The 21,718-nt window shown below is 65.6% G+C and carries 23 protein-coding genes and 1 tRNA gene; 12 read left to right on the top strand and 12 right to left on the bottom strand.

Features of this window, described 5'->3' with window-relative positions; genetic code table 11:
* Positions 1-30: 30 nt before the first annotated feature.
* The 6 genes from ACFOHJ_RS11055 (at position 31) to ACFOHJ_RS11030 (ending at position 3,355) form a co-directional block, all read left to right on the top strand.
* Positions 31-273 (top strand): helix-turn-helix domain-containing protein, encoded by a 243-nt coding sequence (locus ACFOHJ_RS11055; protein ID WP_378220560.1) that lies wholly within the window; start codon positions 31-33, stop codon positions 271-273.
* 152 nt (positions 274-425) lie between these two features.
* Positions 426-995, top strand: a complete 570-nt coding sequence (locus ACFOHJ_RS11050) for a YceI family protein (protein ID WP_378220559.1) — start codon at positions 426-428, stop codon at positions 993-995.
* A 93-nt stretch (positions 996-1,088) separates the two neighbouring features.
* A complete protein-coding gene (locus ACFOHJ_RS11045) occupies positions 1,089-1,475 on the top strand; it encodes a COG4315 family predicted lipoprotein (RefSeq protein WP_378220558.1) in 387 nt (128 codons plus the stop codon).
* A gap of 16 nt (positions 1,476-1,491) precedes the next feature.
* Positions 1,492-2,004 carry a sigma-70 family RNA polymerase sigma factor gene (locus ACFOHJ_RS11040; protein ID WP_378220557.1) on the top strand — a complete coding sequence of 171 codons (513 nt, stop codon included), beginning with the start codon at positions 1,492-1,494 and terminating at the stop codon, positions 2,002-2,004.
* Positions 2,001-2,789, top strand: a complete 789-nt coding sequence (locus tag ACFOHJ_RS11035; protein WP_378220556.1) for an anti-sigma factor family protein — start codon at positions 2,001-2,003, stop codon at positions 2,787-2,789. Before ACFOHJ_RS11040 ends, ACFOHJ_RS11035 begins: the two co-directional genes overlap by 4 nt.
* Positions 2,790-2,794: 5 nt before the next feature.
* Positions 2,795-3,355, top strand: a complete 561-nt coding sequence (locus tag ACFOHJ_RS11030; protein ID WP_378220555.1) for a cytochrome b — start codon at positions 2,795-2,797, stop codon at positions 3,353-3,355.
* 19 nt (positions 3,356-3,374) lie between these two features.
* On the opposite strand, the gene ACFOHJ_RS11025 is transcribed toward ACFOHJ_RS11030, so the two are convergent.
* The 9 genes from ACFOHJ_RS11025 to ACFOHJ_RS10985 all read right to left on the bottom strand — a co-directional run bounded on the left by ACFOHJ_RS11025 (position 3,375) and on the right by ACFOHJ_RS10985 (position 13,943).
* Positions 3,375-4,172, bottom strand: coding sequence for an ABC transporter permease subunit (locus tag ACFOHJ_RS11025; RefSeq protein WP_378220554.1), 798 nt, complete (start codon positions 4,170-4,172; stop codon positions 3,375-3,377).
* Positions 4,156-5,034, bottom strand: coding sequence for a 2-aminoethylphosphonate ABC transporter permease subunit (locus tag ACFOHJ_RS11020; protein ID WP_378220553.1), 879 nt, complete (start codon positions 5,032-5,034; stop codon positions 4,156-4,158). Before ACFOHJ_RS11020 ends, ACFOHJ_RS11025 begins: the two co-directional genes overlap by 17 nt.
* Positions 5,027-6,184 (bottom strand): ABC transporter ATP-binding protein, encoded by a 1,158-nt coding sequence (locus ACFOHJ_RS11015; protein WP_378220552.1) that lies wholly within the window; start codon positions 6,182-6,184, stop codon positions 5,027-5,029. The genes ACFOHJ_RS11020 and ACFOHJ_RS11015 overlap by 8 nt, the downstream gene beginning before the upstream one ends.
* On the bottom strand, positions 6,184-7,218 hold the full coding sequence (locus tag ACFOHJ_RS11010) for a 2-aminoethylphosphonate ABC transporter substrate-binding protein (RefSeq protein WP_378220551.1): 1,035 nt from the start codon (positions 7,216-7,218) through the stop codon (positions 6,184-6,186). Before ACFOHJ_RS11010 ends, ACFOHJ_RS11015 begins: the two co-directional genes overlap by 1 nt.
* A 191-nt stretch (positions 7,219-7,409) precedes the next feature.
* Positions 7,410-8,420 carry a 2-hydroxyacid dehydrogenase gene (locus ACFOHJ_RS11005; RefSeq protein ID WP_378220550.1) on the bottom strand — a complete coding sequence of 337 codons (1,011 nt, stop codon included), beginning with the start codon at positions 8,418-8,420 and terminating at the stop codon, positions 7,410-7,412.
* 70 nt (positions 8,421-8,490) lie between these two features.
* Positions 8,491-9,852, bottom strand: a complete 1,362-nt coding sequence (pbfA, locus tag ACFOHJ_RS11000) for a (R)-1-hydroxy-2-aminoethylphosphonate ammonia-lyase (protein WP_378220549.1) — start codon at positions 9,850-9,852, stop codon at positions 8,491-8,493.
* A 131-nt stretch (positions 9,853-9,983) separates the two neighbouring features.
* Positions 9,984-11,438 (bottom strand): phosphonoacetaldehyde dehydrogenase, encoded by a 1,455-nt coding sequence (phnY, locus tag ACFOHJ_RS10995; protein WP_378220548.1) that lies wholly within the window; start codon positions 11,436-11,438, stop codon positions 9,984-9,986.
* 10 nt (positions 11,439-11,448) lie between these two features.
* Entirely contained in the window at positions 11,449-12,708 is a 1,260-nt protein-coding gene (gene phnA, locus ACFOHJ_RS10990; protein ID WP_378220547.1) for a phosphonoacetate hydrolase, read from the bottom strand.
* A gap of 32 nt (positions 12,709-12,740) precedes the next feature.
* Entirely contained in the window at positions 12,741-13,943 is a 1,203-nt protein-coding gene (locus ACFOHJ_RS10985) for a 2-aminoethylphosphonate--pyruvate transaminase (protein ID WP_378220546.1), read from the bottom strand.
* Positions 13,944-14,136: 193 nt separating this feature from the next.
* On the opposite strand from ACFOHJ_RS10985, the gene ACFOHJ_RS10980 reads away from it, so the two are divergent.
* Positions 14,137-15,009 (top strand): LysR substrate-binding domain-containing protein, encoded by an 873-nt coding sequence (locus ACFOHJ_RS10980; protein WP_378220545.1) that lies wholly within the window; start codon positions 14,137-14,139, stop codon positions 15,007-15,009.
* Positions 15,010-15,077: 68 nt separating this feature from the next.
* Here the strand turns inward: ACFOHJ_RS10980 and nirK are convergent, their stop codons facing one another.
* Positions 15,078-16,646 carry a copper-containing nitrite reductase gene (nirK, locus tag ACFOHJ_RS10975; protein ID WP_378220544.1) on the bottom strand — a complete coding sequence of 523 codons (1,569 nt, stop codon included), beginning with the start codon at positions 16,644-16,646 and terminating at the stop codon, positions 15,078-15,080.
* 260 nt (positions 16,647-16,906) lie between these two features.
* Between nirK and ACFOHJ_RS10970 the strand changes: the two genes are divergently transcribed.
* On the top strand, positions 16,907-17,080 hold the full coding sequence (locus ACFOHJ_RS10970) for a hypothetical protein (protein WP_378220543.1): 174 nt from the start codon (positions 16,907-16,909) through the stop codon (positions 17,078-17,080).
* Between the two features lie 133 nt (positions 17,081-17,213).
* Here the strand turns inward: ACFOHJ_RS10970 and ACFOHJ_RS10965 are convergent, their stop codons facing one another.
* Positions 17,214-18,515 (bottom strand): hypothetical protein, encoded by a 1,302-nt coding sequence (locus ACFOHJ_RS10965; RefSeq protein WP_378220542.1) that lies wholly within the window; start codon positions 18,513-18,515, stop codon positions 17,214-17,216.
* A 248-nt stretch (positions 18,516-18,763) separates the two neighbouring features.
* Positions 18,764-18,838 (bottom strand) — tRNA-Gly (locus tag ACFOHJ_RS10960).
* A 232-nt stretch (positions 18,839-19,070) separates the two neighbouring features.
* Here ACFOHJ_RS10960 and ACFOHJ_RS10955 point away from each other — a divergent pair.
* The 4 genes from ACFOHJ_RS10955 to ACFOHJ_RS10940 all read left to right on the top strand — a co-directional run bounded on the left by ACFOHJ_RS10955 (position 19,071) and on the right by ACFOHJ_RS10940 (position 21,684).
* On the top strand, positions 19,071-19,568 hold the full coding sequence (locus ACFOHJ_RS10955; protein ID WP_378220541.1) for a prolyl-tRNA synthetase associated domain-containing protein: 498 nt from the start codon (positions 19,071-19,073) through the stop codon (positions 19,566-19,568).
* 85 nt (positions 19,569-19,653) lie between these two features.
* Positions 19,654-20,625: a thioredoxin gene (trxA, locus tag ACFOHJ_RS10950; RefSeq protein WP_378220540.1), complete on the top strand. Its 972-nt coding sequence runs from the start codon at positions 19,654-19,656 to the stop codon at positions 20,623-20,625.
* Between the two features lie 114 nt (positions 20,626-20,739).
* Complete coding sequence (locus tag ACFOHJ_RS10945) at positions 20,740-21,408, top strand: LON peptidase substrate-binding domain-containing protein (protein WP_378220539.1); 669 nt, start codon at positions 20,740-20,742, stop codon at positions 21,406-21,408.
* Between the two features lie 39 nt (positions 21,409-21,447).
* The gene (locus ACFOHJ_RS10940; RefSeq protein WP_378220538.1) at positions 21,448-21,684 is read left to right on the top strand and encodes a Trm112 family protein; all 237 of its coding nucleotides are present in this window, start codon (positions 21,448-21,450) and stop codon (positions 21,682-21,684) included.
* Positions 21,685-21,718 lie beyond the last annotated feature (34 nt).

The following is a 21,718-nucleotide window of genomic DNA, read 5'->3' as shown; positions in this document are numbered from 1 at the left end:
CGGCAAGGGCCTTGTTCAAGGATTTTATCGATGAAGCTGTTTCCGGAGCAATGTCGCGCCGCGCGCGGGCTGCTCAACTGGACGCAGGGACACCTGGCGGCGCTCGCCGGGGTGTCGCGCAGCACGATCAAGGATTTCGAGTGCAACCGCCACGCGCTGCATCGCGCGACGGAAGGGTTGCTAATCCGGGCGCTGGAAAACGGCGGCGTGCATCTGCTCGCGGCCGGCACGGAAGGGCCGGGCGTACGACTGAAAGCCCGGCCTGTGCCGTGAAGTTTCCCGGCGGCGCCGAACACCGGTCCCCCGTCGCTGGCCGCCCGAAAAACCCGGCCTGACTAAAATATCGGCGCGGCCGACGGATTATCGCCGCCGGCACGGTGTTCTCCTTTCAAGTCCGTTCCTTGCGGTCATGGAAGGATAGTCCGATGCCCAGGACATTGCCCGCACTTGGCCTTCTCGCGCTGATGGCCGTCGCTCCGGCCCATGCAGACACGCTGTCGGCCCTTCACGGCCGCTACGTCATCGAGCCGTCTTCCAGGATTGCGTTCTCGGTCGCGCAGGTCGGCGGCGGCGGTATCGACGGCGCCTTTTCGCGCTTTTCCGGCAGCTTCGACCTGCGCCCCGACGATATCGCGCGCTCGAGCGTGACCTTTTCCCTCGACCCGGGCAGCGTCATGACCGGGCAGCCCCGGGTCGAGAACTTCCTGCGCTCCTCCGCCGTCTTCGACGCGGCCGCCTATCCGGTCATCAGCTTCCGTTCGACCGCCGTGCGCCAGGAGGGTTCCAACCGCGCGCTCATCCAGGGTATGCTGACGGCCCGTGGCATCACCCACCGCGAGACATTCGAGGCCACGCTGGTCAAGCGGCAGGGGCGCACCATCGCGTTCCACGTGGTGGGCGACCTGATGCGCTCGCCTTACGGCATGGATGTCGGGACGCCGATCTATTCCAACGTCGCCCGCTTCGACATGATCCTCAACGGCCGGCGCAAATAATGCTGCGGTCCGGGATTATTCGAGGCCGCGCGGTGTTCTCATGAATACGGGCGCATAATCGCCCGCCGAAAACCGCAAAGAGAGGATTCAACCATGCGCTCCCTGCTGTTGGCCGCCGCCGTGATGGCGGCCTCGATGCCGCTTGCCCAAGCCGACGACTATGCCTCCGGCGCCATCAAGTCGATGGACACCGCCAAGGGCGAGGTTCTCACCGACGCCAAGGGCATGACGCTCTATACGTTCGACAAGGATACGGCCGGCACCTCGAACTGCTACGATGCCTGCGCGAAAAAATGGCCGCCGCTGGCGGCAGCGGCAGATGCCGCGGCGGACGGGAAATACACCCTTATCGAACGCAAGGACGGCGCCAAGCAATGGGCCTATGATGGCAAGCCGCTCTATCTGTGGCAGAACGACAAGAAGCCGGGAGACGTGAGCGGCGATGGGGTCGGCGGCGTCTGGCACGTCGCCAAGGAGTAGCCTCGAGAGGCCACCGATGTCACAGGTCCTGGATGAGATCGAAGGGTGCGTGCCGGCGCTGCGACGCTATGCGCGCGCGCTGACCCACGATCCCGATCGCGCCGACGATCTCGTCCAGGATTGCCTGGAGCGGGCCATCCGCAAACGCGGCCTCTGGCGCCCATCGGGCTCCGTCCGCTCATGGGTGTTCCGCATCCTGCTCAATGTCCACCGCAACGACCTGCGCCGGGCGCGGCGGGCGCCCATGCCGCTGTCGCTCGACGATGCCATGCCGGGAAACGAGCCGGCCGGCCCCGACGTGCAGCCGGGCCGGCTGGCGCTTGCCGAAACGGCGCGGGCCATGCAGGCGCTGCCGGACGAGCAGCGCGAGGTGCTGCTGCTCGTCGCCGTCGAGGAGATGAGCTATGCCGAGGCGGCGGCGGTGCTTTCCATTCCTGTCGGCACGCTCATGTCGCGCCTGGCGCGGGCGCGCGCCGCACTGCGCGGCCTGACGGAAACGGGAGCGCCGAAACTGAGGTCCGTAAAATGAACCGCGAGGAACACAAGATTCCCGAGCACGACCTGCACGCCTATGTCGACGGCGCGCTGGACGGTCCGGCGCGCGCGGCGGTCGAAGCCTATCTCGCGGACAACCCCGCCATTGCCGACGAAGTCGAAGGCTGGAAGCGGCAGAACGAAACGCTGCGTGCGCTTTACGGCCACCGCGCCGCGGAACCCGTGCCGCCGCGCCTGAACGTCCACCGCCTCGAGCGCGAGAATCGGATCGCAACCACCCGCTGGAGCCGGATGGCCGCCGCTGCCGTGCTGCTGCTTGGCGTTGGAATAGCCGCCGGCTGGTACGGACGCGACCTTCTCGCCTCGGCGGGACCGGTGCAGGCCGCGCTGGGCGACGAGACGCTGGTGGACGAGGCGATGCAGGCACACCGGGTCTATTCCGGCGAAGTCGTCCACCCCGTGGAGGTGTGGGCGGGGGAGAAGGACCATCTTCGCGCCTGGCTGTCCAAGCGCCTGGCCCGCCCGCTCAACGTGCCCGACCTCAGGGCCGGCGGGTTCACGCTCGTCGGCGGCCGGCTGTTGCCGGCGGCGAACGGCCCGGCGGCCCAGTTCATGTACGAGGACAATACCGGACGCCGGGTGACGCTCTATATCATCCCGGCGAAGGAAGGCCGGGAAACCTCCTTCCGCTACGCCTCGCTCGACCGGCTCGAAGCGTTCTTCTGGACCGACGAGGCGATCAGCTGCGCCCTTGTCGGCGACCTGCCGCGCGACAAGCTGCAGGAGATCGCCACCCAGGCGTACAAGCAACTGGGGTAGCACCGATGCTGCGCAACAGCCGCGCATCCTATGGAACGGTGGCGATTGCCCTGCACTGGGCCATCGCGCTCTTGTTTTTCGGGCAGATCGCGCTCGGCTATCTCATGCAGGCGGTGGCCGACCGCCCGCGGCTGCAGTTCAACCTTTTCCAGTGGCACAAATCGTTCGGCTTCCTGGTGCTGGGCCTGGCGCTGGCGCGGCTCGCCTGGAGTTTTTCCGGCACCCGGCCCCAACCGGTCCCCGGCATGCCGCGCTGGGAAGCGGCGGCGGCGCGGGCCGTCCATTTCCTGCTTCTGGCGCTGACGATCGCCGTGCCGCTCGCGGGCTGGGCGATCGCGTCGACCTCGCCCTTGAAAATCCCGAGCTATGCCTTCGACCTCGTGGTCGTCCCCGACCTGCCGCTGGCACGCTCGGATGCCATGGAGGCGTTCTGGTCGCAGGCGCATGCGCTGCTGGCCTACGGCGCCGGGCTGCTCGCGCTCGCCCATGCCGGCGCGGCGCTCCACCATCACGCGGCGCGCAGGGACGCCACGCTGACGCGGATGCTCGGCTTGCGACGGCGATAGGATTTCGCCGCGGCGCGCCTCAGCGCACCGAGGCCTTCGACGAGATGCGCGACAGCGCGATCAGCATGATTAGCGTTGCGGTGCCGAGGATCATGGCCAGCGTCGCCGCATCGAAGATCGCGCCACGGTCGGACAGCGTGAAGATGCGGACCGGCAGCGTGATCCAGCCCGGCGGGTAGATCATGACGGTGGCGCCGAGTTCGCCCATCGACAGCGCGAAGGACAGGCTGAAGGCCGCGATCAGATAGGGCAAAAGCAGCGGCAGGGTCACGCGCCGCAGCCGGTAGAACGGACGCGCGCCGAGGCTTTCGGCCACCTGCTCGCAATCCACCGGCATGCGGCTGAGGCCGGCGGTGACATTGCCGTAGGTGAAGGCCGAGATCAGCACGAAATGCGCGATCATGACGATCATCGTCGTGCCGTTGAGCAGGAAAGGCGGCTGGCTGAAGGCGACCAGCATGGCAAGGCCGATCGAGACCGAAGGCACCGCACTAGGGATGAAGAAGCAGATGTCCAGCACCCGCTTGGGCACGCCCTTCATGTTGCGCAGCGCCAGCGCCGCCCATGTGCCGCTGACGAGCGCGGCCAGGCTCGCCGCGATGCCGGTGACGAAGCTCGCCTTCAGGCTGTCGAAGGAGGCGTTGCGGAAGGCCTCGGTATAATTCGACAAGGTGTAGTGGGAAGGCAGGAAATCGTTCCACTGGGCGCTGAAGCTCGCCAGCGCGATGACGCCGATCGGCAGGCCGTAGACGATCAGGAACAGCGGGACGATGAACGCCCAGGTCAGCAGGCGACCGGACTTAGACCACACCAGCACGTGCGCCTCCAAAATATCCGATGGCCGTGCGATAGAACCCGTAGAGCCCGAGCGACAGCACGATGTTGACGACGGCGATGACGCAGGCGGTGGTGTAGTCGAATTCCTGGATCGCCTTGCTGTAGACGAGCAGCGGCAGGGTGATGACGTCCTTGGCGCCGATGAACAGCACGATGCCGAACTCATTGACGGTCAAGAGGAGGCACAGGCTGCCCCCGGCCAGCAGCGCCGGCAGCGACGCCGGCAGGATGATCTGGCGCACGATGCGCAGCGGCTTTGCGCCGAGGCTGCTCGCCACCTCGATCTGCGCCTGGTCGATCTGCGAGAACGTCGCCAGAAGCGGGCGCATGACGAACGGCGTGAACACCGTGATCTCGGCCAGGATGACGCCCCAGCGCGAATAGAGGAAGTCGACCGGCGGCAGTTCGAAGCCGAAGAAATGCATCAGCGAGCCGTTGAGCATGCCGGCCGAGCCGTAGATGAAGGTGAAGGCGAGCGTGACCAGGAAGGTCGGGAAGGCGATGATGGTGTCGATCAGCCGCGCCGCCATTTTCGCCCCCGGAAACGGGACGAAGGCGATGGTGAGCGACAGCACGAAGCCGAGCACAAGGCAGCCGATCGTCGCGCTGACCGCGATGACGAGGGTGTAGTAGAGCCCGTCGAGGAACTGCCGCGACGACAGCACTTCCTGGAAGTGCTGCAGCGACAGGACGCCGCTGTCGCCCAGCGATTGCCGCACGATGAGCGACAACGGGTAGAAGAAGATGACGGCCAGGATGAGCAGCGGCGGCGCCACCCACAGTCCGGTCGGCCCGGCCTTCGGCGCCGGCCGTGCCAGCGCGGTCGCGGCAGCCTCAGCCATCTACCTTGTCCTCCGGCACCAGGGTAACGTCGGCGGGGTTGAAATGCACCGTGATCGACGCGCCCGGCTCGGGCGGGTTGCTCATCGGCGCGGAGGTCATGCGCAGCACCTGCTCGGCGACCTCGAAGGTGATGTTGTGGACGTCGCCCTGCCACTGCACGCTCTGCACCACGCCGGTCAGGGAGTTGGTGTCGTTCTCGCCCTTCTGCAGCTTGAAGTCGTGCGGCCGCACGCACAGCAGGCAATCGCTGCCCTTCGCCAGGCGGTGGTGGTTCTGTGCGCTGAGCGCTTGGGCTCCGAATTTCACGCCGGCGCGCGCGCCGTCGGCGCCGTCGAGCCCGGTAACCGGAATGAGGTTGGCGCGCCCGAGGAACTCCGCCGCGAAACGGTTCGGCGGGTGGCGAAACAGCGACTGCGCGCTGCCGAACGCCTTGAGCTTGCCACCGCGCATGATGCCGATGTGGTTGGCGAGCGTCAGCGCCTCGGTCTGGTCGTGCGTCACGTAAAGCACGGTGAGGTTGGGCAGGTCGCGGTGCAGCTTGGCCAGTTCGTCCAGCATCGAGCGGCGGATCTGCGCGTCCAGCGCCGAAAGCGGCTCGTCCAGCAACAGCACCTGCGGGCGGATCGCCAGCGCGCGGGCAATGGCGACGCGCTGCTGCTGGCCGCCGGAAAGCTCGCGCGGGTAGCGCTTGGTGTAGGGCGCCATGCCGACCATGGCGAGCGATTCCGGCACGCGGGCGCGGATGATGTCTTCCGAGGCGCCCTTGGCGCGCAGGCCGAAGGCGACGTTCTCCTCGACCCGCATATGCGGGAACAGCGCGTAGTTCTGCACCACCATGCCGATGTTGCGCTCATAGGGCGGCAGGTGGGTGACGTCGCGGTCGCCGATGGTGATGCGCCCGGCGGACGGGCGCACGAAACCGGCGACGGCCCTGAGTGCCGTCGTCTTGCCGGAGCCGGACGGGCCGATCAGGGCGACGATTTCGCCGGGGTTGACGGTGAGGTTCAGGGATTCAAGGACGACCAGGCTGCCATAGGCGACCGATACGTTTTCGAAACCGATCCGGCTGCCGGTGTTTCCCGCAACCGCTCCCTGTGCGGCAGAAGCCGAACCATGCACCTTTTCACTCACCGTCATGACCCCGGACATCAGTTGCTCGAGATTGCTTCGTTATAAGCGGCTACGTCATCCTTCAGGGTTTCGAGCACCTTGTTCCAATCGGGCGTCCAGATTTCGACACCGTCAAGCGCTTCGTGCAGCTTCTTGTAGTTTTCGTCGTCGGGATGGATGTCGCCGCGCGAGGGAAGACCCTTGGCGACCACGCTGACCTGCTTCTGGGCTTCCTCGGAAAGCAGGAAGTCGATGAGCTTCTTGCCGTTCTCCGCTTGCGGCGCGCCGTTCACCAGCCCGATATAGTAGGGCAGCGAGAAGACGCTCTTCTTGCCGTCCGGCCCTTCGGGAATGAAGATCTTGATGTTCGGATTGGCCTCGGACTGCGCGAGGTTCATCTGCATGTCGCCGTTGGCGACATAGATTTCGCCCTTGTTGACCAGCGCCGTCAGCTTGCCGGTCGAGGCGGACGGGCCGAGATTGTTGACCTGAAGCCGCTTCAGGTAGTCGAGACCCGCTTCCTTGCTGCCGAAGGCGTGGAACGTCTGCAGCATCAGCGCCGTGCCGTCGCCGGCCTGGCCGGGCGTCGAATACTGGATCTTCTGCTTGAACTTCGGGTCGAGCAGGTCGTCGTAGGTCTTCGGCGCTTCCTTCAGGACGGCGGTGTTGTAGATGAAATTCGGGTAGTTGTTGACCAGCGCATAGAACATGCCGCCGGCGTCCTTGCTGCCGGCGTCGATCTGGTCGGCGCCTGCCGGCGTGTAGGCCTGCAGCGAGCCGTCGGCCGCCGCCTTCTGCATGAAGGGCGGCAGGGTGATAAGCACGTCGGCCTGGGTGTTGGACTTCTCCTTGGCGATGCGGTCGGCGACGCCGCTCGAGCCCGCCTCGACGAACTGCACCTTGATGCCGGTCGCTTCCGTGAACGCATCGAACTGGCTGCCGAGCCAGCTCGGCTCGCCGTCATGCAGGCCGTCGGCGCTGTAGATGGTGACGACGCCTTCGGCAAAAGCCGGCAAGGCGGTCGCGGCGAGCAGGCAAGCCGCCGCGGCGGCCAACGTAAACCTCGATTTCATGATATCTCCCTTTGTTTGAGCACACCCAGGCGACCCGATGGCTTCGTGCTTGCTGCGGTCCGTTCTCGTGCGGCCAAGCCATCCTCGACTGGATAGTGTTGTCGGTACAAGGATAAGTAAAATCTATTTAATTTATGAAGCCGAAAGCTTGGCTTATAGATTCCGGGATAGCAACCCGCCGTCGCCACACCTCAGGCGAAGGCCACGCCGGCCTGCTGCGCCCTCAGCCGGGGATCGCGCGAGCGAACCGTGACCGGGCGGCCGTCAAGAGCCTCGAAGCACCGCGCCAGCGTGTCTTCCTCCAGGCGCTGCATGGCCTCGGCGGTGAAGAAGGTGAGGTGCGGAAACAGGATGACGTCGTCGCGGCCGAACAGCGGACTCATCGGATGGCCGGCGGTCGCCAGCGGCTCCTGCGAGTAGACGTCGAGCCCGACGCCGCCGAGGCGTCCGGCCAGCACCGCCTCGACCAGGGCGGCTTCATCGATCAGCGCGCCGCGCGAGACGTTGACCAGGATGGCGTCGGGCTTCATGCAGGCAAGCTCGGCCCGCCCGATCAGCCCGCGCGTTCGCTCGTTCAGCACACAGTGGACGGAGACGAAATCGCAGGCTGAAAGCATCGCTCGAAGGTCGTCGACCTTCTCGATGCCGAGCGCCGCAAGGGCAACCGGATCGGCATTCGGATCATAGGCCAGCACCCGGGCACGAAACCCCTGCCCGGTCATGCGCGCCATCGAGCGGCCGATCTTGCCGCAGCCGACGAGGCCGACGGTCGCGCCCGAAATATCGCGGCCGAGCCAGCGCCGCTGCGGCCAGACCCAGCCGTCGCGCTGCACGGCGCCGCCGATGGCTGGCAGCCGCTTGGCCAGCGCAATCATCAGCGCGAAGGCGCCCTCGGCCACGGTCTCCTCGGCATATTCCGGCACGTTGACCACCGGGACGCCCCGCCGGATCGCCGCCGGTATGTCGATGGCATCGACCCCGACGCCGTATTTGACGATTGCCCTCAGCTTCGGCGCCGCCTCGATGACCCGCGCCGTGATCGGCGTGTAGCACATCAGCAGGAGATCGGCGTCGGCGACCGCGCGCATCAGCTCGGCCTCGGGGATGCCGTCGGGCAGCGTCACCAGTTCGACACCCCGGGTCCTCAAGGCGGCATCGATGCCGGGGCATTCCAGTTCCTGGTCGGTGCGTACGGCTTTCATCAAATCCCCCATTTGCTGCCGTGCCCCGCTCCACCTCTCCGTGCGCGACGGAAAGGTCTTGTAATCACCCCTACCCCGCCAGCACGGCGGCTTCGGCGATGTCGAGCGCGCGGTCGAGATCCTGCCGCGAAATCACCAACGGCGGCGACAGGGTCAGCACGTTGCCGAGGCTGATCTTGAAGGAAAGCCCCTCGTCCAGGCAGCGGTAGTAGACCTTTTCGGCAAGCGCGTTGTTGGGCGCGAGCGTCTGCTTGTCCTCGACCAGTTCGACGCCGAACATCAGGCCGCGGCCGCGCACGTCGCCGACGAAGGGGGAGCGCGCCATCAGGTCGCGCATGCGGTTCATCGCATACTCGCCCAGTTCGGCGGAACGCTCGACCAGTCCTTCCTCGCGAATGATGGCGATGGTGGTCAGCGCCGCGCGCGTCGTCACCGGGTTCTTTTCGTGCGTGTAGTGGCCGATGGCGTAGTCGCCGGCGACGTCGAGGTCATGACGGGCGATGACGCCGGCGATCGGCAGGATGCCGCCGCCGAGCGATTTTCCCAGCACCAGGATGTCGGGCGTGACGCCGTCATGCTCGGACGAGAAGAACTTTCCGGTCTTGCCGAGGCCAGTCGGGATTTCGTCGAAGATCAGCAGCGTGCCGTGGCGGTCGCAGGCCTCGCGCACCGCCTTCCAGAAGCCGGGGGCCGGCACCAGCGGGGTGGCGCGCATCGGCTCGGCGACGAAGGCCGCGAAATCGCCCTCGCGCGCGAGAACATAGGAAATCATGCTGGCGCAGGCGCGCGCGGATTCCTCGAGCGAATTGGTGCCGTAAGGACAGTTGTGGCTGGCCCAGGGGGCGACATGCTCGGTGCCGGTCATCAGCGGGCCGGCGATGCCGGAGCGGAACGTCGCCTCGCCGCCGACGCTGGCCGCCCCGAAGCCGGCGCCGTGGAAGGCGTCCCAGAACGACAGCGTCTTGAAGCGGCCGGTTGCCGCGCGCGCCACCTTCAGCGCCACCTCGATGGCGTCGGAACCGCCGGTGGTGAACAGCACCTTGTCGAGCGTTCCGGGCGCAAGCCGCCCCAGCGTCTCGGCCAGTTCCACCGCCGGCTCGCAGGTGAAGCGGCGCGGCGCGAAGGGCAACTCATCGAGCTGCTTCCTGATCGCTTCCTTCAGGCGCGGATGGCCGTAGCCGATATGGTGGACGCTGTTGCCATGGAAATCCATGTAGCGGCGGCCCGTCGTGTCCTCGATCCAGATGCCTTCGGCCTTGGCGATGGCCGACACGCAGGGGGACGACAGGCTCTGGTGCAGGAAGGCGTCGGCGTCGCGGGCAAGCAGGCGCCGGGTGGCCGGGTCGTCCTGCTTGGCCGACCAGGTGCTGCGTGCCGCGGACTTGTTGGATTCGCCCTCGGTGTGAACCAGTGTTGCCTGCATGCGCGCCATGGTCTCTTCCCTGAAAATGCAAAAATCCGGACGTCTGGCTTCCGGAACAGATCGATCGCTTCAAAAAAGAACCGGAGGCGGGACGCGGCCCGCCGCCAGCAGTCAAGTCGCCCGGTTCCGGCCAGCGCCGGTCACCAGGGCAGGGAGAAAGTCTTGACGTTGGTATAGGACTTCATCGCCTCGATGACGCCCTCCTTGTAGCCGTTGCCCGAATCCTTGATGCCGCCGAAGGGGCTCATCTCGATGCGGTAGCCCGGCACTTCCCAGATGTTGACCGTGCCTACTTTCAGGCCGGCGATGTATTTCTGCATGCGGCGATAGTCGTTGGTGCACACGCCCGACGACAGGCCGAAGGCGGTCGAGTTCGACAGGGCGATCAGCGCATCGTCGTCGTCGGGCGCGCGCACGATCGGCACGATCGGCCCAAACGTCTCCTCCATCACCAGTTCCGACTTGTGCGGCACGCGATCGACCACGATCGGCGGCAACAGCGCGCCCTGCCGGCCGGGATTGTAGAGCACGTCGGCCCCCGCCTCCGCCGCCATGTGGACTCTTGCTTCGAACAGCGTCGCAGCCTTCTCGTGGACGACGGTGCCGAGGTCGGTCGAGCGGTCCATCGGGTCGCCGAAGCGCAGCTTCTTCGCCCGCTCCAGCACCAGCGGCACGAAGCGGTCGGCGACGCTTTCCTGGACGAGGATGCGCTTGACCGCCGTGCAGCGCTGGCCGGAGTTCTTCGTCGCGCCGGCCACCGCCAGATCGGCCGCTTTGGCGAGATCGTCGTCGGACAAATCGTTGAGGATGATCAGCGGGTCGTTGCCGCCGAGCTCCAGCACCTGGCGCTTGTAGCCGGCCTTCGACGCGATCATCTTGCCGACCGGCACGCCGCCGGTGAAGGTGATGAGGTCGATGTTCGGATTGGTGATCATCTCCTCGCCGATGTCCTTCGGCCAGCCGGTGACCACCGACAGCATTTCCGGCGGCAGCCCCGCCTCGTAGAGGATGTCGGCCAGCACCAGTGCCGTCATCGGCGTCAGCTCGGTCGGCTTCACCACGATGCAGTTGTTGGTGGCGATCGCCGGCGCCACCTTGTGCGAGACCATGTTGAGCGGATGGTTGAACGGCGTGATCGCCGAGATCGCGGTCAGCGGCTCGCGGGTGGTGAAGATCTTGCGCTGCTTGCCGTGCGGGGTGAGGTCGCAGGAAAAGATCTCACCGTCGTCGATGAGGCACATCTGCCCGGTCAGCGTGAACACGTCGAAGGCGCGGCCGACCTCGTAGAGCGAATCCTGCTTGGAGATGCCGAGTTCCAGCGTCACCAGGTCGGAAATCTCCTCCTTGCGGGAATTGAGGATTTCCGCCGTCCGAAGCAGGATCTTCTGCCGCTCGTAGCGCGTCAGCTTCGGCTGGTAGCTTGCGGCGATGCGGAACGCCTCGCGGGCGTGCTCGGCGCCGCCCGCCGGCACGGTGCCGATCACCGTGTCGTTCCACGGATAGCGCACCTCGACGACGCCGTCGGCATCGACTTTCCTGCCGGCGATGCGCATCGGCTCGTGGCGCACTGTTATCGAGGTTTCTGCCTTGGTCATCGCCCTGTCCTCAGTTCGGCTGCGCCGCCGCCATCACGGCGTAGTAGAAGGCGTCGAAGTTGCGCAAGCTCGGCGCGTCGGGCAGGTCGGGCATCACCCGGTTGACGATGAACGGCACCCGCTGCTCGGTCAGGCCGCCATGCGAGCGCAGCGGCTCGTTCAGCGCCGCGAGGTTGTGGCGGTGCTCGCTGGTGCCGATGGTCTTGTTCTCGGTGGAGATCATGACGATGTCGCCGATGCGGTCGGACGGCAGTTCGAAGCGCTCGCAGGCGGTGGCGTTGTCGACCACCAGCATGATGCCGGGCACCTTGGCGAGCCGGGCCATGATATCGGCCTGGTCGGCGCCCTTCGGCAGGTAGGCGGTGGCGAACGAACCCAGCGCGCCGTGATGCACGACATAGGGGTCGGTGATCGGCAGGATGACGCGGGCGGCATCCTTGCCGAGCCACTCGTCGAGAATGTCCTGCACATAGACCACGTTCGGCGAGCCGTCCTCGTGATGCTTGGGCTTCATGCCGTGGTCGGCGGTGACCACAACGGCCGCGCCAAGCGCGTCGAGCTGGGCGAGATATTTGTCGAACATCTCGTAGAAGGCGTTGGCCTGGGGCACGCCCGGCGCGTATTTGTGCTGCACATAGTCGGTCGTGGTCAGGTACATGACGTCGGGCTTGAACTCCTTCAAGAGCTGCACGCCGGCGGCGAACACGAATTCCGACAGTTCGGCCGAATAGACTTCCGGCACGGCCAGGCCGAAATGCTTCGAGGCGTTGTCGATGCCGTGCTCGGCCTTGGTCGTGGTGTCGGACTTCTCCGCCGAGAAGCACAGCGCCCGCCCGTCGTGGAACTTCAGGCCCTTGCCGAGCAGGGCGCGCAGCTTGTCCTTGGCGGTGACGACGGCCACCTTCGCGCCGGCGTCGTAAAAGCCCTGGAACACGGTCGGCGCGCGCAGGAAACGCGGGTCGTTCATCATCACCTCTTCGCCGGTCTCGCGGTCGTAGAGGTAGTTGCCGCAGATGCCGTGCACGGCCGGGGGCCGGCCGGTAGCGATCGACAGGTTGTTGGGGTTGGTGAAGGACGGGATCACCGAATGGGCGAAGCGCACCGTACCCTTCTCCCTGATCTTCACCAGCGCCGGCATCAGCCCCGCTTTGATCGCCTCGTCGAGATAGGCCGGCTCGCAGCCGTCCAGGCAGATCGCGATCGCCGACACCCGCGGCCAGGCATAGTCGCGTCCATTGACGGAAACGGTGACGGGAGACATCTGGTTCATGGCTGGTGGGTCCTTTGGTTGACTGGTCCGCCTCAGGCGGCGAGCTTTGCGCGTTCGGCGATCGCCGAGGCGGGCGGGGCGGCGGTGTCGACCCCCATTTCGGCGAGCGAGGCGGCGGCGGCCTCCACCACGCGGCGCATGACATGCTCGTCCATGCGGCCGATGCAGCCGACGCGGAAACTATCCACCACGGTGAGCTTGCCCGGATAGATGATGAAGCCCTTGTCCTTCATCAGCTCGTAGAAGCGGGAGAACACGAATTTCTCGTGCGCCGGGCAGAAGAAGGTGACGATGATCGGCGACAGCCAGCGGTCGGACAACAGCGTCTCGAAGCCGAGCTTGCGCATGCCGTCCACCATGACGTCGCGGTTCTTCGCGTAGCGTGCTCCACGGGCAGGCACGCCGCCTTCGGCCGCATGCATCTTCAGCGCCGCCAGGAAGGCGGCCACCACATGCGTGGGCGGCGTGAAGCGCCACTGGCCGGTCTTTTCCATCGTTGCCCACTGCGCATGCACGTCGAGGGCGAGCGAATGGCTGTTGCCCTTGGCGGCTTCCAGCTCGCTCTTCTTGGCGATGACGAAGCCGAAGCCCGGCACGCCCTCGATGCATTTGTTGGCCGAGGAAACCATCGCCTCGTAGCGGATCTGGCCGACTTCCAGCGGCACCGCGCCGAAAGCGCTCATGGAATCGACCAGGAGCTTGCGCCCGCGCGCATAGGTCGCCTGCGAAATCTCGGCGACCGGGTTGAGGATGCCCGAACTCGTCTCGCAATGAATGGCGAGCACATGGGTGATCGACGGATCGGCGTCGAGCGCAGCACCCACCTCGTCGCCGCGCGGCGGCAGGTAGTCGCCCTTGTCGATCAGCGTGTGGGCGCGGCCGAGATATTTCATCGTCTGCGCGGCGCGCAGGCCATAGGCGCCGTTGGCCAGCACCAGCACCTTGCCGTCCCTGGGCACGAACGAGCCCAGCATCGCCTCGACGCAATAGGAACCGCTGCCCTGCAGCGGCACGCAGTCATATTCGCCCCTGGCATCGCCGATGAGGGCGAGCAGCCCGCGGCGCAGGTCGGCCGTCATGGTGCGGAAATCCGCGTCCCAGGAACCCCAGTCGCGCAGCATGGCCTGCTTGACGGAATAGGCGGTGGTGAGCGGGCCCGGCGTCAGCAGATAGGGCTCGCCGAGGGCCGGCGGTTCAAAACCTTCCGAAGCTGAGGTCGACATATCGCCCGCCATGATCCGTTCTCCGCGTGAAACCGTTGCCTGTCCTTATCGCTCCGGCAAATGTATTCGTGAAATCGTTATTTTGTATCCATCGATAGATTTTCCAGATACATGAATTCCCTGAGCCGCCGGAATGCCCTGGCGGCGCAAGCAACCATGCCTGTCCCGCCCTCGGCGGGCCGGGCCAACCGGCGGAGGAACGCCCATGCGCTACGTGCAGCTTCGGGCTTTTCACTATGTCGCTATCTCGGGCGGCTTTTCCCGCGCGGCCGAAGAACTGTTCCTGACCCAGCCGGCGATTTCCGACCAGGTGCGCAAGCTGGAGGAAGAATATGACATTCTCTTATTCAACCGGCAGCGCAAGCAGGTGACGCTGACGCCGGCCGGCGAAAAGCTGCTGGCGATCACGCTGCGCATGTTCGACACCGAGAGCCAGGCGCTGGAACTGCTTTCCGAATCGCGGGCGCTGCGCGCCGGCACGCTGCGCATCATCGCCGACGCCGCCCACCACGTGCTGCACATCATGGGCGAGTTCCGGCAGAAATATCCCGGCGTGAAGGTGTCCATCCGCGCCGGCAACACCGAGACGGTGGTGGAAAGCCTGTACAGCTACGACGCCGACATCGGCGTGCTGGGCGACGTGCCCACGAGCCGCGATTTCGACGTGATCCGGCTGAACTCCTCGCCCATCATCGCCTTTTCCGCCGCCGACCATCCGGTGGCCCGGCGCAAGCTGCTCTCCTTCGCCGACCTCGCCGAACTGCCGCTGGTGATGCGCGAGCGCGGGTCGCGGACCCGCAAGAAGCTGGAAGAGGGGGCGGCCGCCGCCGGCATCGAACTGAAGCCGGCGATCGAGGCGGAGGGGCGCGAGGCGGTGCGCGAGATCGTCGCCGCCGGCGCCGGCATCGGCTTCGTCTCGGAGGCCGAGTTCGGCAACGATTCGCGCCTGGCCAAGATCGCCATCGACGGCCCGCCCATGCTGATGGACGAGGCGCTGGTGTGCCTGGCTGAGCGCAGCCACGGCAAGACCATGCACGCCTTCCTCGACATCGCGCGCCGGTTCTCTGAGCAGCACTAAGACCATCAAGTACAAAGGCCGGAACCCGTTTCCGGGTCCCGGCCTTCGGGCGGTCGCTAGCCCTGCCTTTACTCAGGCATCTCGCTGGCCGGCCCGGAATGCATGACGTTGTCGTTTTCCGGGCCGTCGACGACGAGGTAGCCGGCAAGGCCACGCTCGGCGCGCGACAGGGCGTGGTCGACCAGCACGTAGCTGCCGCCGCGATCGACCTTGAAGTCGACGATGGTCGCGCCGCCGGGAGGCACCGTCACCGTCTGCACGCCGTTGACCGGCGGCGAAATCACGCTGCCCATCGAGTAGACGCTGTCGAAAATCTCGCCGATGACATGGACGGACGAGGTGAAGTTCGGGCCGCCGACGCCGAAGAAGATGCGTACCGTCTCGCCGGCATTGGCGTAGAGCGGGTGCGACTTGGTCAGCGAGCCGACCGCGCCGTTGAACACGAAGTATTCCGGCCGCTCCGAGATCAGCTTGTCGTAGTCCATCTCCATCTCGCCCTGCGAGCCGAACGGTTCGACCGTGTAGAGCTCGCCCTGCATGACGTAGAACTCGCGGTCGACTTGCGGCAGGCCGCCTTCCGGCTCGACCAGGATGAGGCCGTACATGCCGCTGGTGATGTGGTGGGCCACGCTCGGCGTCGCGCAGTGATAGACATAGATGCCGGGCTTCAGCGCCTTGAAGGTGACCACCGTCGCGTTCCCCGGATCGGTCTGCGTGGCATGCGCGCCGCCGCCGGGGCCGGTCGCCGCATGAAAATCCACCGAATGCGCCATGACGCTGTCGGAGGCGTTCTTCAGGTGCACCTCGACGGTATCGCCGACGCGCACGCGCACCAACGGCCCCGGCACCTTGGAGTTGAACGTCCAGTAGGTGTAGGTGCTGCCGTCGTCGAGCTTGCCGACCAGTTCCACCGTCTCGAGGTCGACGCGGACCACCTGCGGCATGCGCTGGCCGATCGGGCCGGGTAGGTCGGCGGGATCGCGCACGATGTCGGCGCCTTCGCTCGACATCGTTTCGCGCGGGCCGGCCATCACCTGGATCAACCCTTCCATGCCCGCCTGCCGATGCCCGGCGATGGAGCAGAAATAGGCGAACTCGCCGACCTTGGAAGCGGTGAAGGAGAACGTCGACGAAGCGTTCTTGCCGACCACGATCGAGGAGCGCGCGGCATATTGGTCGATGACGACGTCATGCTCGGCGCCCTCGCCGTTGATCAGGTTGACCTGCACCAGTTCACCCTCATGCACCATGAGGGTGGGATTGACCTTGCCGTCGATGTCGCCGCCGACGCCGATATAGACCATGCGCCCGCCGGCGATGCCCGTGCGCAGCGTGAACGTGGTGGGGGTATGGTAGCTGGTGGACGGCGCCGCCTTGGCCGCCTCTTTGTCGGCCGGCGTCTCCGCCGTGGCGTTGTCCGCCTGCGCGACGGTCGCCTCGGCCTGCGCGGGCTGCGCCGCAGCCCCGTGCTGGTGGTGCTCCTGCGCGAATGCCGGGGCCACAAACAGCCCCAGCACCGCCGCCAGCGCCACGACCCACGAGCCGCGCCTCACCTTGCCGGCTGTCGGTTCCTCCGCGAACCGCGAGAGGCCTGATCCCTCCCGCCAACCTGCTTTGCTTGTGCCTCTGTCGAACATCGAGATCTCCTTGTCACGGCATGGGGCTTTGGCGGAACGCTTAGGCCATTTGCCGAAACGGCTCTTTGTCGAAAGGCAACGAGGGGAAGCGCTGGGATGGGCGCGGGGCAGGCGGCCACAACAGCGCCAACGCCAGCCAGTGGATAGTGCTGCTTACGTGCGATAATCGGCGATATCTCTGGCATATTGATGCCAGCCGATCGAAAGGCGAAGCATCTCACGCAAGGCCAGCTTACCGAGAAGGTCGAACGTCTTCGGAAATGATCAGCAAGATCGAACGCGGGATCGCCGCACCATCCTTTGCCACGGTGGAGAAATCGTCCGAGGTGCTTGAAGTGCCTGAGGTGGCATTCTTCGGCGTCGGCTTGGTAGTGACCAGCGACAACGCGCGGACGCGTCAGCTCTCGAAAATTCAGACGCAGCTATCCCGATAAATGAGGATCAGTCGGCTCGCGCCTGCAAACTGCTCAGTGCGCTGGTGGATTGAGGTGCAAAGCAGGCACTCTTGAAGTTTAAATTCAGCTGACGCGTTTTTGTGCGCGGCCGACATTCAGCCTCATCTGCGCGTCACGCCTCAAGGCAGAGTACGATGAAGTCGGCGAGCGTCGCCCAGAGCATCTTCAAATGGTCGGGGGACACGCTGAAGTTGGGCGAGTGGACATAGCGATTGAGGGTGTCGAGCGAGACGATTTCCTCGCCTTGCTTGAGTTTGGTAATCGCGCCGAGATACTTCTTGTCGATCTTACCCGTGGCATGGAGATCGGCGGCGACCTTGCCAGCCTTGACTGCCAGCTTGTCGATTTCCAACGCCCCTGTGAGCTGACGGCGCTTCACATAATTGTCGATCGATAGCTCAAGCAGCACACGCAGCAGCACCGATACTGCGTTGGGTGTCTCGCCGAGTTCGAGCTTGTACTGCAGTTCCTCCCAGATCGCCCGATGCCGCTGAAGATGAGCCGGCCAAGTGACGCCGTAGCTAACGTCGGGGATCAGATGCGGCCAAGCCGGTGGACGCGGCGGCGCCGGGCGAGATTGAGGCGGCGCGGGAGCAGGCGCGGCCAGCGTCTTTGGCTGCGGTTTGCGCGCGGCCTTCGGCAGCATGCCTTCGGCCTCAAGTGCGTCGATATAGGCAAGCTTGGATTCGGTATCCCAGATATTGTCCAGGGTAATGATGCGGTCCGCAAGATCGTTCGCCACCCGCTGCAGCGCGGCCAGCGTTCCCGCCTCGTCACGTATGATTTCGAGCTTGCCCTTTCGTACCGAGATGCCGAGCCGATTTCGCAGCGACTCCGCTGAGAGTAAGCGGTTGAGATTGGAGCGCGGTATCTTACGCACCGGCAGCAGCTTCGCCTCCTTCAGCCGCTTCTCGATCTCGTCGGCGACGTTGAGGCCGCTGCTCTTGCCGGTGCGGATGACGAAGTTGGCCTTCATCCGGTCGTTCCAAGTGCTCTGGCCAATGCCGCCCTGCACACCGGTGTGGCGCCGAAACAGAATGTCGTCGACTCGATCACGGTTGCTCTCTATCCGGCATTCGATCTTGTCGGGAAAGGTGCCTTGCCAGTTCTTGCGGCAGTCGGCAAAGAATTTCTGAAGCTCGACTGTCGGCGCACGGCGCGGCGCGGCCAGCAACTTGAGGCAGGTGGTGCGGCGATTGCCGTCGGCGACAATATATTTGTCGCCTGAGGGAAAGACGAGCGGCGGCTCGAAGATCTCGCCCTTTGAGACAAGGTCCTTGGCAAGATTGCGCATATGCTGCTCTTGCGCGGCAAAGAGCTGCGCGATCGCGGCCGTTTCGTTCTCAAGCTCACCATGTCGATCATTAGCTGGATTTACGATCAACGATGCTAGCGGCAGCTTCCTGTAGGCCATATTTGCTCCCCCAGCTTGGAAAGCGAACACAGCTTCGTGGTTTCGTCAATCGAATCGATGGTGAGCGTGACGAACTTCGCTGAACCGCCGCGCACCCCGCCGCCGCCGCGATTTCACGCTCCGTCGATTCCGTAAAATGGTAACGCGCGTGTAACCGGGCCTTTCCGGCCCGCTTGCGCGCCTTGCGATTTCAACTGGCCAGAAAACACGAAAGCCGCGGTTTCCCGCGGCTTTTCGGTGAGGTTACTTGGAGCGGGCGAAGGGATTCGAACCCTCGACCCCAACCTTGGCAAGGTTGTGCTCTACCCCTGAGCTACACCCGCTCGCGCGGCTCTCGCCGCAAGCCGCGCCTATATGGCTGAAGAGTTTTACGATTGCAACAGGGAAATCGCACCGGCGAAACAATCGTGACGACGAATCCGTTTTCCCCGCCCGAAGCCGCCTGCCGGCATTGCCGAAATCGTTCCAGCGCGCCTGGCGCAAGGCGCCGGCCCTTGTCACGGCCGCCGGTTCGGCCATAAACAGCATGCCAAAACTTGAAATGACAGGTGCCCCTTGCCCAGGACCGAGACGGAACTTTTCGCTTTTCTCGCCGATCTCGGCATCAGCGTGGAGACGCGGCGCCACCCGCCGCTGTTCACGGTCGCCGATTCGCAGGCGCTGCGCGGCGAGATCGCCGGCGGTCACACCAAGAACCTGTTCCTCAAGGACAAGAAGGACCGCTTCTTTCTGGTCACCGTCGACGAGGAGGCGGTCGTCGACCTCAAGCAGATCCATCACCTGATCGGCGCCTCCAGCCGCGTCTCCTTCGGCAAGCCGGAGATGCTGATGGAGTTTTTGGGCGTCGTGCCGGGCGCGGTCACCGTCTTCGGCCTGATCAACGACACCGCCCATCGGGTTACCCTCGTCCTCGACGCCGCCCTGATGGAGAACGAGGTCATCAACGCCCACCCGCTGACCAACGAGGCGACGACCTCGATCGCGGCCGCCGATCTCGTTCGTTTCGCCAGGGCGACGGGGCACGAGCCTGTTATCTTGAAAGTATCGGCCTGATCGCCACATGGTGGTGCAAACCGCAGAACAGGCCAAATCGGGGCGAAGGCAAATCGCGACCGCCGCGTGAGCGAAAGGACAAGACATGAGCAACGACAACCCGTTCGGCGGAATGAGCGGCCAGTACGCCACCAGCGTCAGCTACGGAGCTGCCGACGCCGCCGGTACGAAGGCGGCCCCGGCCGATCTCATCAAGGACACGACCACGGCGGGCTTTGCCGCCGACGTGATCCAGGAATCGCGCCGCCAGCCGGTGCTGGTGGATTTCTGGGCGCCGTGGTGCGGGCCCTGCAAGCAGCTCGGCCCGGTGCTTGAAAAGGCCGTCCAGGCCGCGGGCGGGCGGGTCAAGTTGGTCAAGATGAACATCGACGAGCATCCCTCGATCGCCGGCCAGCTCGGCATCCAGTCCATCCCCGCTGTCATCGCCTTCAAGGACGGCCAACCGGTCGACGGCTTCATGGGCGCGATCCCCGAAAGCCAGATCAACGCCTTCCTGGACAAGATCGGCGGCGGCCAGGAGGACGGCCAGGCGCAGGTCGCGGAGGCGCTGGCGGCAGCCGCCGAGGCGCTTGGCGCCGGCGACACGCAGACGGCCGCAGACATCTATCACGCCATATTGGAACGGGCCCCGGAAACGGTGGAGGCCCTGGTCGCGCTGGCCGGCATGGCCTTCGACGAAGGCGATGTCGAGGGCGCGGAAGCCCTGCTGGGGCAGGTGCCCGAAACCGGCAAGGACGCGCCGGCGCTTGCCGCCCTGCGGGCCAGGATGGCGCTGGCGGCCCAGGCCGCCGATCTCGGCAATCCCGAGGAATTCGAGCGCCGGCTGGCCGCCGATCCCAAGGACCATGAGGCCCGCTTCGACCTTGCCATGATCCAGAGCGCACGCGGCGAACGCATGGCGGCGGCCGACAACCTGCTGGCCATCATCAAGGCCGACCGCAGCTGGCGCGACGACGCCGCGCGCACGCAGTTGCTGCAGTTCTTCGAGGCATGGGGCATGGCGGACGAGGCGACGCTTTCGGCGCGGCGCAAATTGTCGTCGCTGCTGTTTTCATAGGGCGGAACACGGCGCGAGGGCTTGCTGGCGGGCGCCGCCACGCCAGATAAAGGGGCAGCGCCGCTGCACGGCAGCGCGGCGCGAACGATCTCAGGAGGCAACGGGAGATACGCCATGCAGGCGGGGAACGCGCATTATCGCCGCAAGAGGGACCTGCCTTCCGTGCTGCCTGTGTTTCCGCTTCCGGCGGTGCTGTTGCTGCCCGGCACCCGGCTGCCGCTCAACATTTTCGAGCCGCGCTACCTGGAGATGCTGGACGACGCGATCGCCGGCACGCGCCTGATCGGCATGATCCAGCCCAGTCTCGACGGATCGGCCGACGACAACGGCGTGCCGGCGCTCTGCGACGTCGGCTGCATCGGCCGGGTGACCTCTTTTGCCGAAACCGGCGACGGCCGCTACCTGATCTCGCTTCAGGGCGTCTGCCGCTTCCGCGTCGCCCATGAGCTTTCCGTCAAGACACCGTTCCGGCAATGCCAGATCGTGCCGTTTTTGGCCGACCTCGACGAGGAACTCGGGGAGGACGTCGACCGGCCGGCCTTGCTCAAGGCGCTGCGGGCCTATCTCAAGGCCAACGAACTGGAAGCGGACTGGGAAGGCATCAGCCGTGCCGACAACGCGATGCTGGTCAATGCGCTGTCGATGATGGCGCCCTTCGGGCCGGCGGAAAAGCAGGCCCTGCTGGAAGCCGCCGACCTCAAGGCCCGCGCCGAGACGCTGATCGCCATTACCGAAATGGCGATGGTGCGCAGCAACGACGACTCCGGATCGAGCCTTCAATAGGGGCCGGCTTCGCCGCGACCCGTACAGGGAGAACGACCGATGGCGATGGACGAACGCAGCGGCAGGAAAACGCCGGTGGACCCGAAGCTGCTGGAGTTGCTGGCCTGCCCGCTGACCAAAGGGCCGCTTTCCTGGGACCCGGAGCGGGGCGAACTGGTATCGCGCCTGGCCAAGCTCGCCTATCCGGTGCGCGACGGCATCCCGATCATGCTGCCCTCGGAAGCGCGCGCCATCGCCATCGACGATCCTTCGCCACAGAAGGGTCCGGGCCGGTAGGCGCCATCCGCCGCGCCATCCGGAAGCCGCAGCC

Source organism: Aquamicrobium soli (genome assembly GCF_042646345.1).
In the GTDB taxonomy this organism is placed as follows: Bacteria; Pseudomonadota; Alphaproteobacteria; order Rhizobiales; family Rhizobiaceae; genus Mesorhizobium; species Mesorhizobium soli_A.
The sequence above is the reverse complement of the archived record's forward strand: the minus strand, read 5'-3'. Positions and strand labels throughout refer to the sequence as shown.

What these genes read in the sequence shown, in the direction of transcription:
- ACFOHJ_RS11020 (WP_378220553.1), bottom strand. Translation starts at nt 5,034, where the DNA reads ATGGCTGAGGCTGCCGCGACCGCGCTGGCACGGCCGGCGCCGAAGGCC.
- ACFOHJ_RS11010 (WP_378220551.1), bottom strand. Translation starts at nt 7,218, where the DNA reads ATGAAATCGAGGTTTACGTTGGCCGCCGCGGCGGCTTGCCTGCTCGCC.
- nirK (WP_378220544.1), bottom strand. Translation starts at nt 16,646, where the DNA reads ATGTTCGACAGAGGCACAAGCAAAGCAGGTTGGCGGGAGGGATCAGGC.
- phnY (WP_378220548.1), bottom strand. Translation starts at nt 11,438, where the DNA reads ATGACCAAGGCAGAAACCTCGATAACAGTGCGCCACGAGCCGATGCGC.
- pbfA (WP_378220549.1), bottom strand. Translation starts at nt 9,852, where the DNA reads ATGGCGCGCATGCAGGCAACACTGGTTCACACCGAGGGCGAATCCAAC.
- phnA (WP_378220547.1), bottom strand. Translation starts at nt 12,708, where the DNA reads ATGAACCAGATGTCTCCCGTCACCGTTTCCGTCAATGGACGCGACTAT.
- ACFOHJ_RS10980 (WP_378220545.1), top strand. Translation starts at nt 14,137, where the DNA reads ATGCGCTACGTGCAGCTTCGGGCTTTTCACTATGTCGCTATCTCGGGC.
- ACFOHJ_RS10940 (WP_378220538.1), top strand. Translation starts at nt 21,448, where the DNA reads ATGGCGATGGACGAACGCAGCGGCAGGAAAACGCCGGTGGACCCGAAG.
- ACFOHJ_RS11055 (WP_378220560.1), top strand. Translation starts at nt 31, where the DNA reads ATGAAGCTGTTTCCGGAGCAATGTCGCGCCGCGCGCGGGCTGCTCAAC.
- ACFOHJ_RS10985 (WP_378220546.1), bottom strand. Translation starts at nt 13,943, where the DNA reads ATGGCGGGCGATATGTCGACCTCAGCTTCGGAAGGTTTTGAACCGCCG.
- trxA (WP_378220540.1), top strand. Translation starts at nt 19,654, where the DNA reads ATGAGCAACGACAACCCGTTCGGCGGAATGAGCGGCCAGTACGCCACC.
- ACFOHJ_RS11050 (WP_378220559.1), top strand. Translation starts at nt 426, where the DNA reads ATGCCCAGGACATTGCCCGCACTTGGCCTTCTCGCGCTGATGGCCGTC.
- ACFOHJ_RS10965 (WP_378220542.1), bottom strand. Translation starts at nt 18,515, where the DNA reads ATGGCCTACAGGAAGCTGCCGCTAGCATCGTTGATCGTAAATCCAGCT.
- ACFOHJ_RS11005 (WP_378220550.1), bottom strand. Translation starts at nt 8,420, where the DNA reads ATGAAAGCCGTACGCACCGACCAGGAACTGGAATGCCCCGGCATCGAT.
- ACFOHJ_RS10970 (WP_378220543.1), top strand. Translation starts at nt 16,907, where the DNA reads ATGATCAGCAAGATCGAACGCGGGATCGCCGCACCATCCTTTGCCACG.
- ACFOHJ_RS11030 (WP_378220555.1), top strand. Translation starts at nt 2,795, where the DNA reads ATGCTGCGCAACAGCCGCGCATCCTATGGAACGGTGGCGATTGCCCTG.
- ACFOHJ_RS10945 (WP_378220539.1), top strand. Translation starts at nt 20,740, where the DNA reads ATGCAGGCGGGGAACGCGCATTATCGCCGCAAGAGGGACCTGCCTTCC.
- ACFOHJ_RS11035 (WP_378220556.1), top strand. Translation starts at nt 2,001, where the DNA reads ATGAACCGCGAGGAACACAAGATTCCCGAGCACGACCTGCACGCCTAT.
- ACFOHJ_RS11045 (WP_378220558.1), top strand. Translation starts at nt 1,089, where the DNA reads ATGCGCTCCCTGCTGTTGGCCGCCGCCGTGATGGCGGCCTCGATGCCG.
- ACFOHJ_RS11015 (WP_378220552.1), bottom strand. Translation starts at nt 6,184, where the DNA reads ATGTCCGGGGTCATGACGGTGAGTGAAAAGGTGCATGGTTCGGCTTCT.
- ACFOHJ_RS11040 (WP_378220557.1), top strand. Translation starts at nt 1,492, where the DNA reads ATGTCACAGGTCCTGGATGAGATCGAAGGGTGCGTGCCGGCGCTGCGA.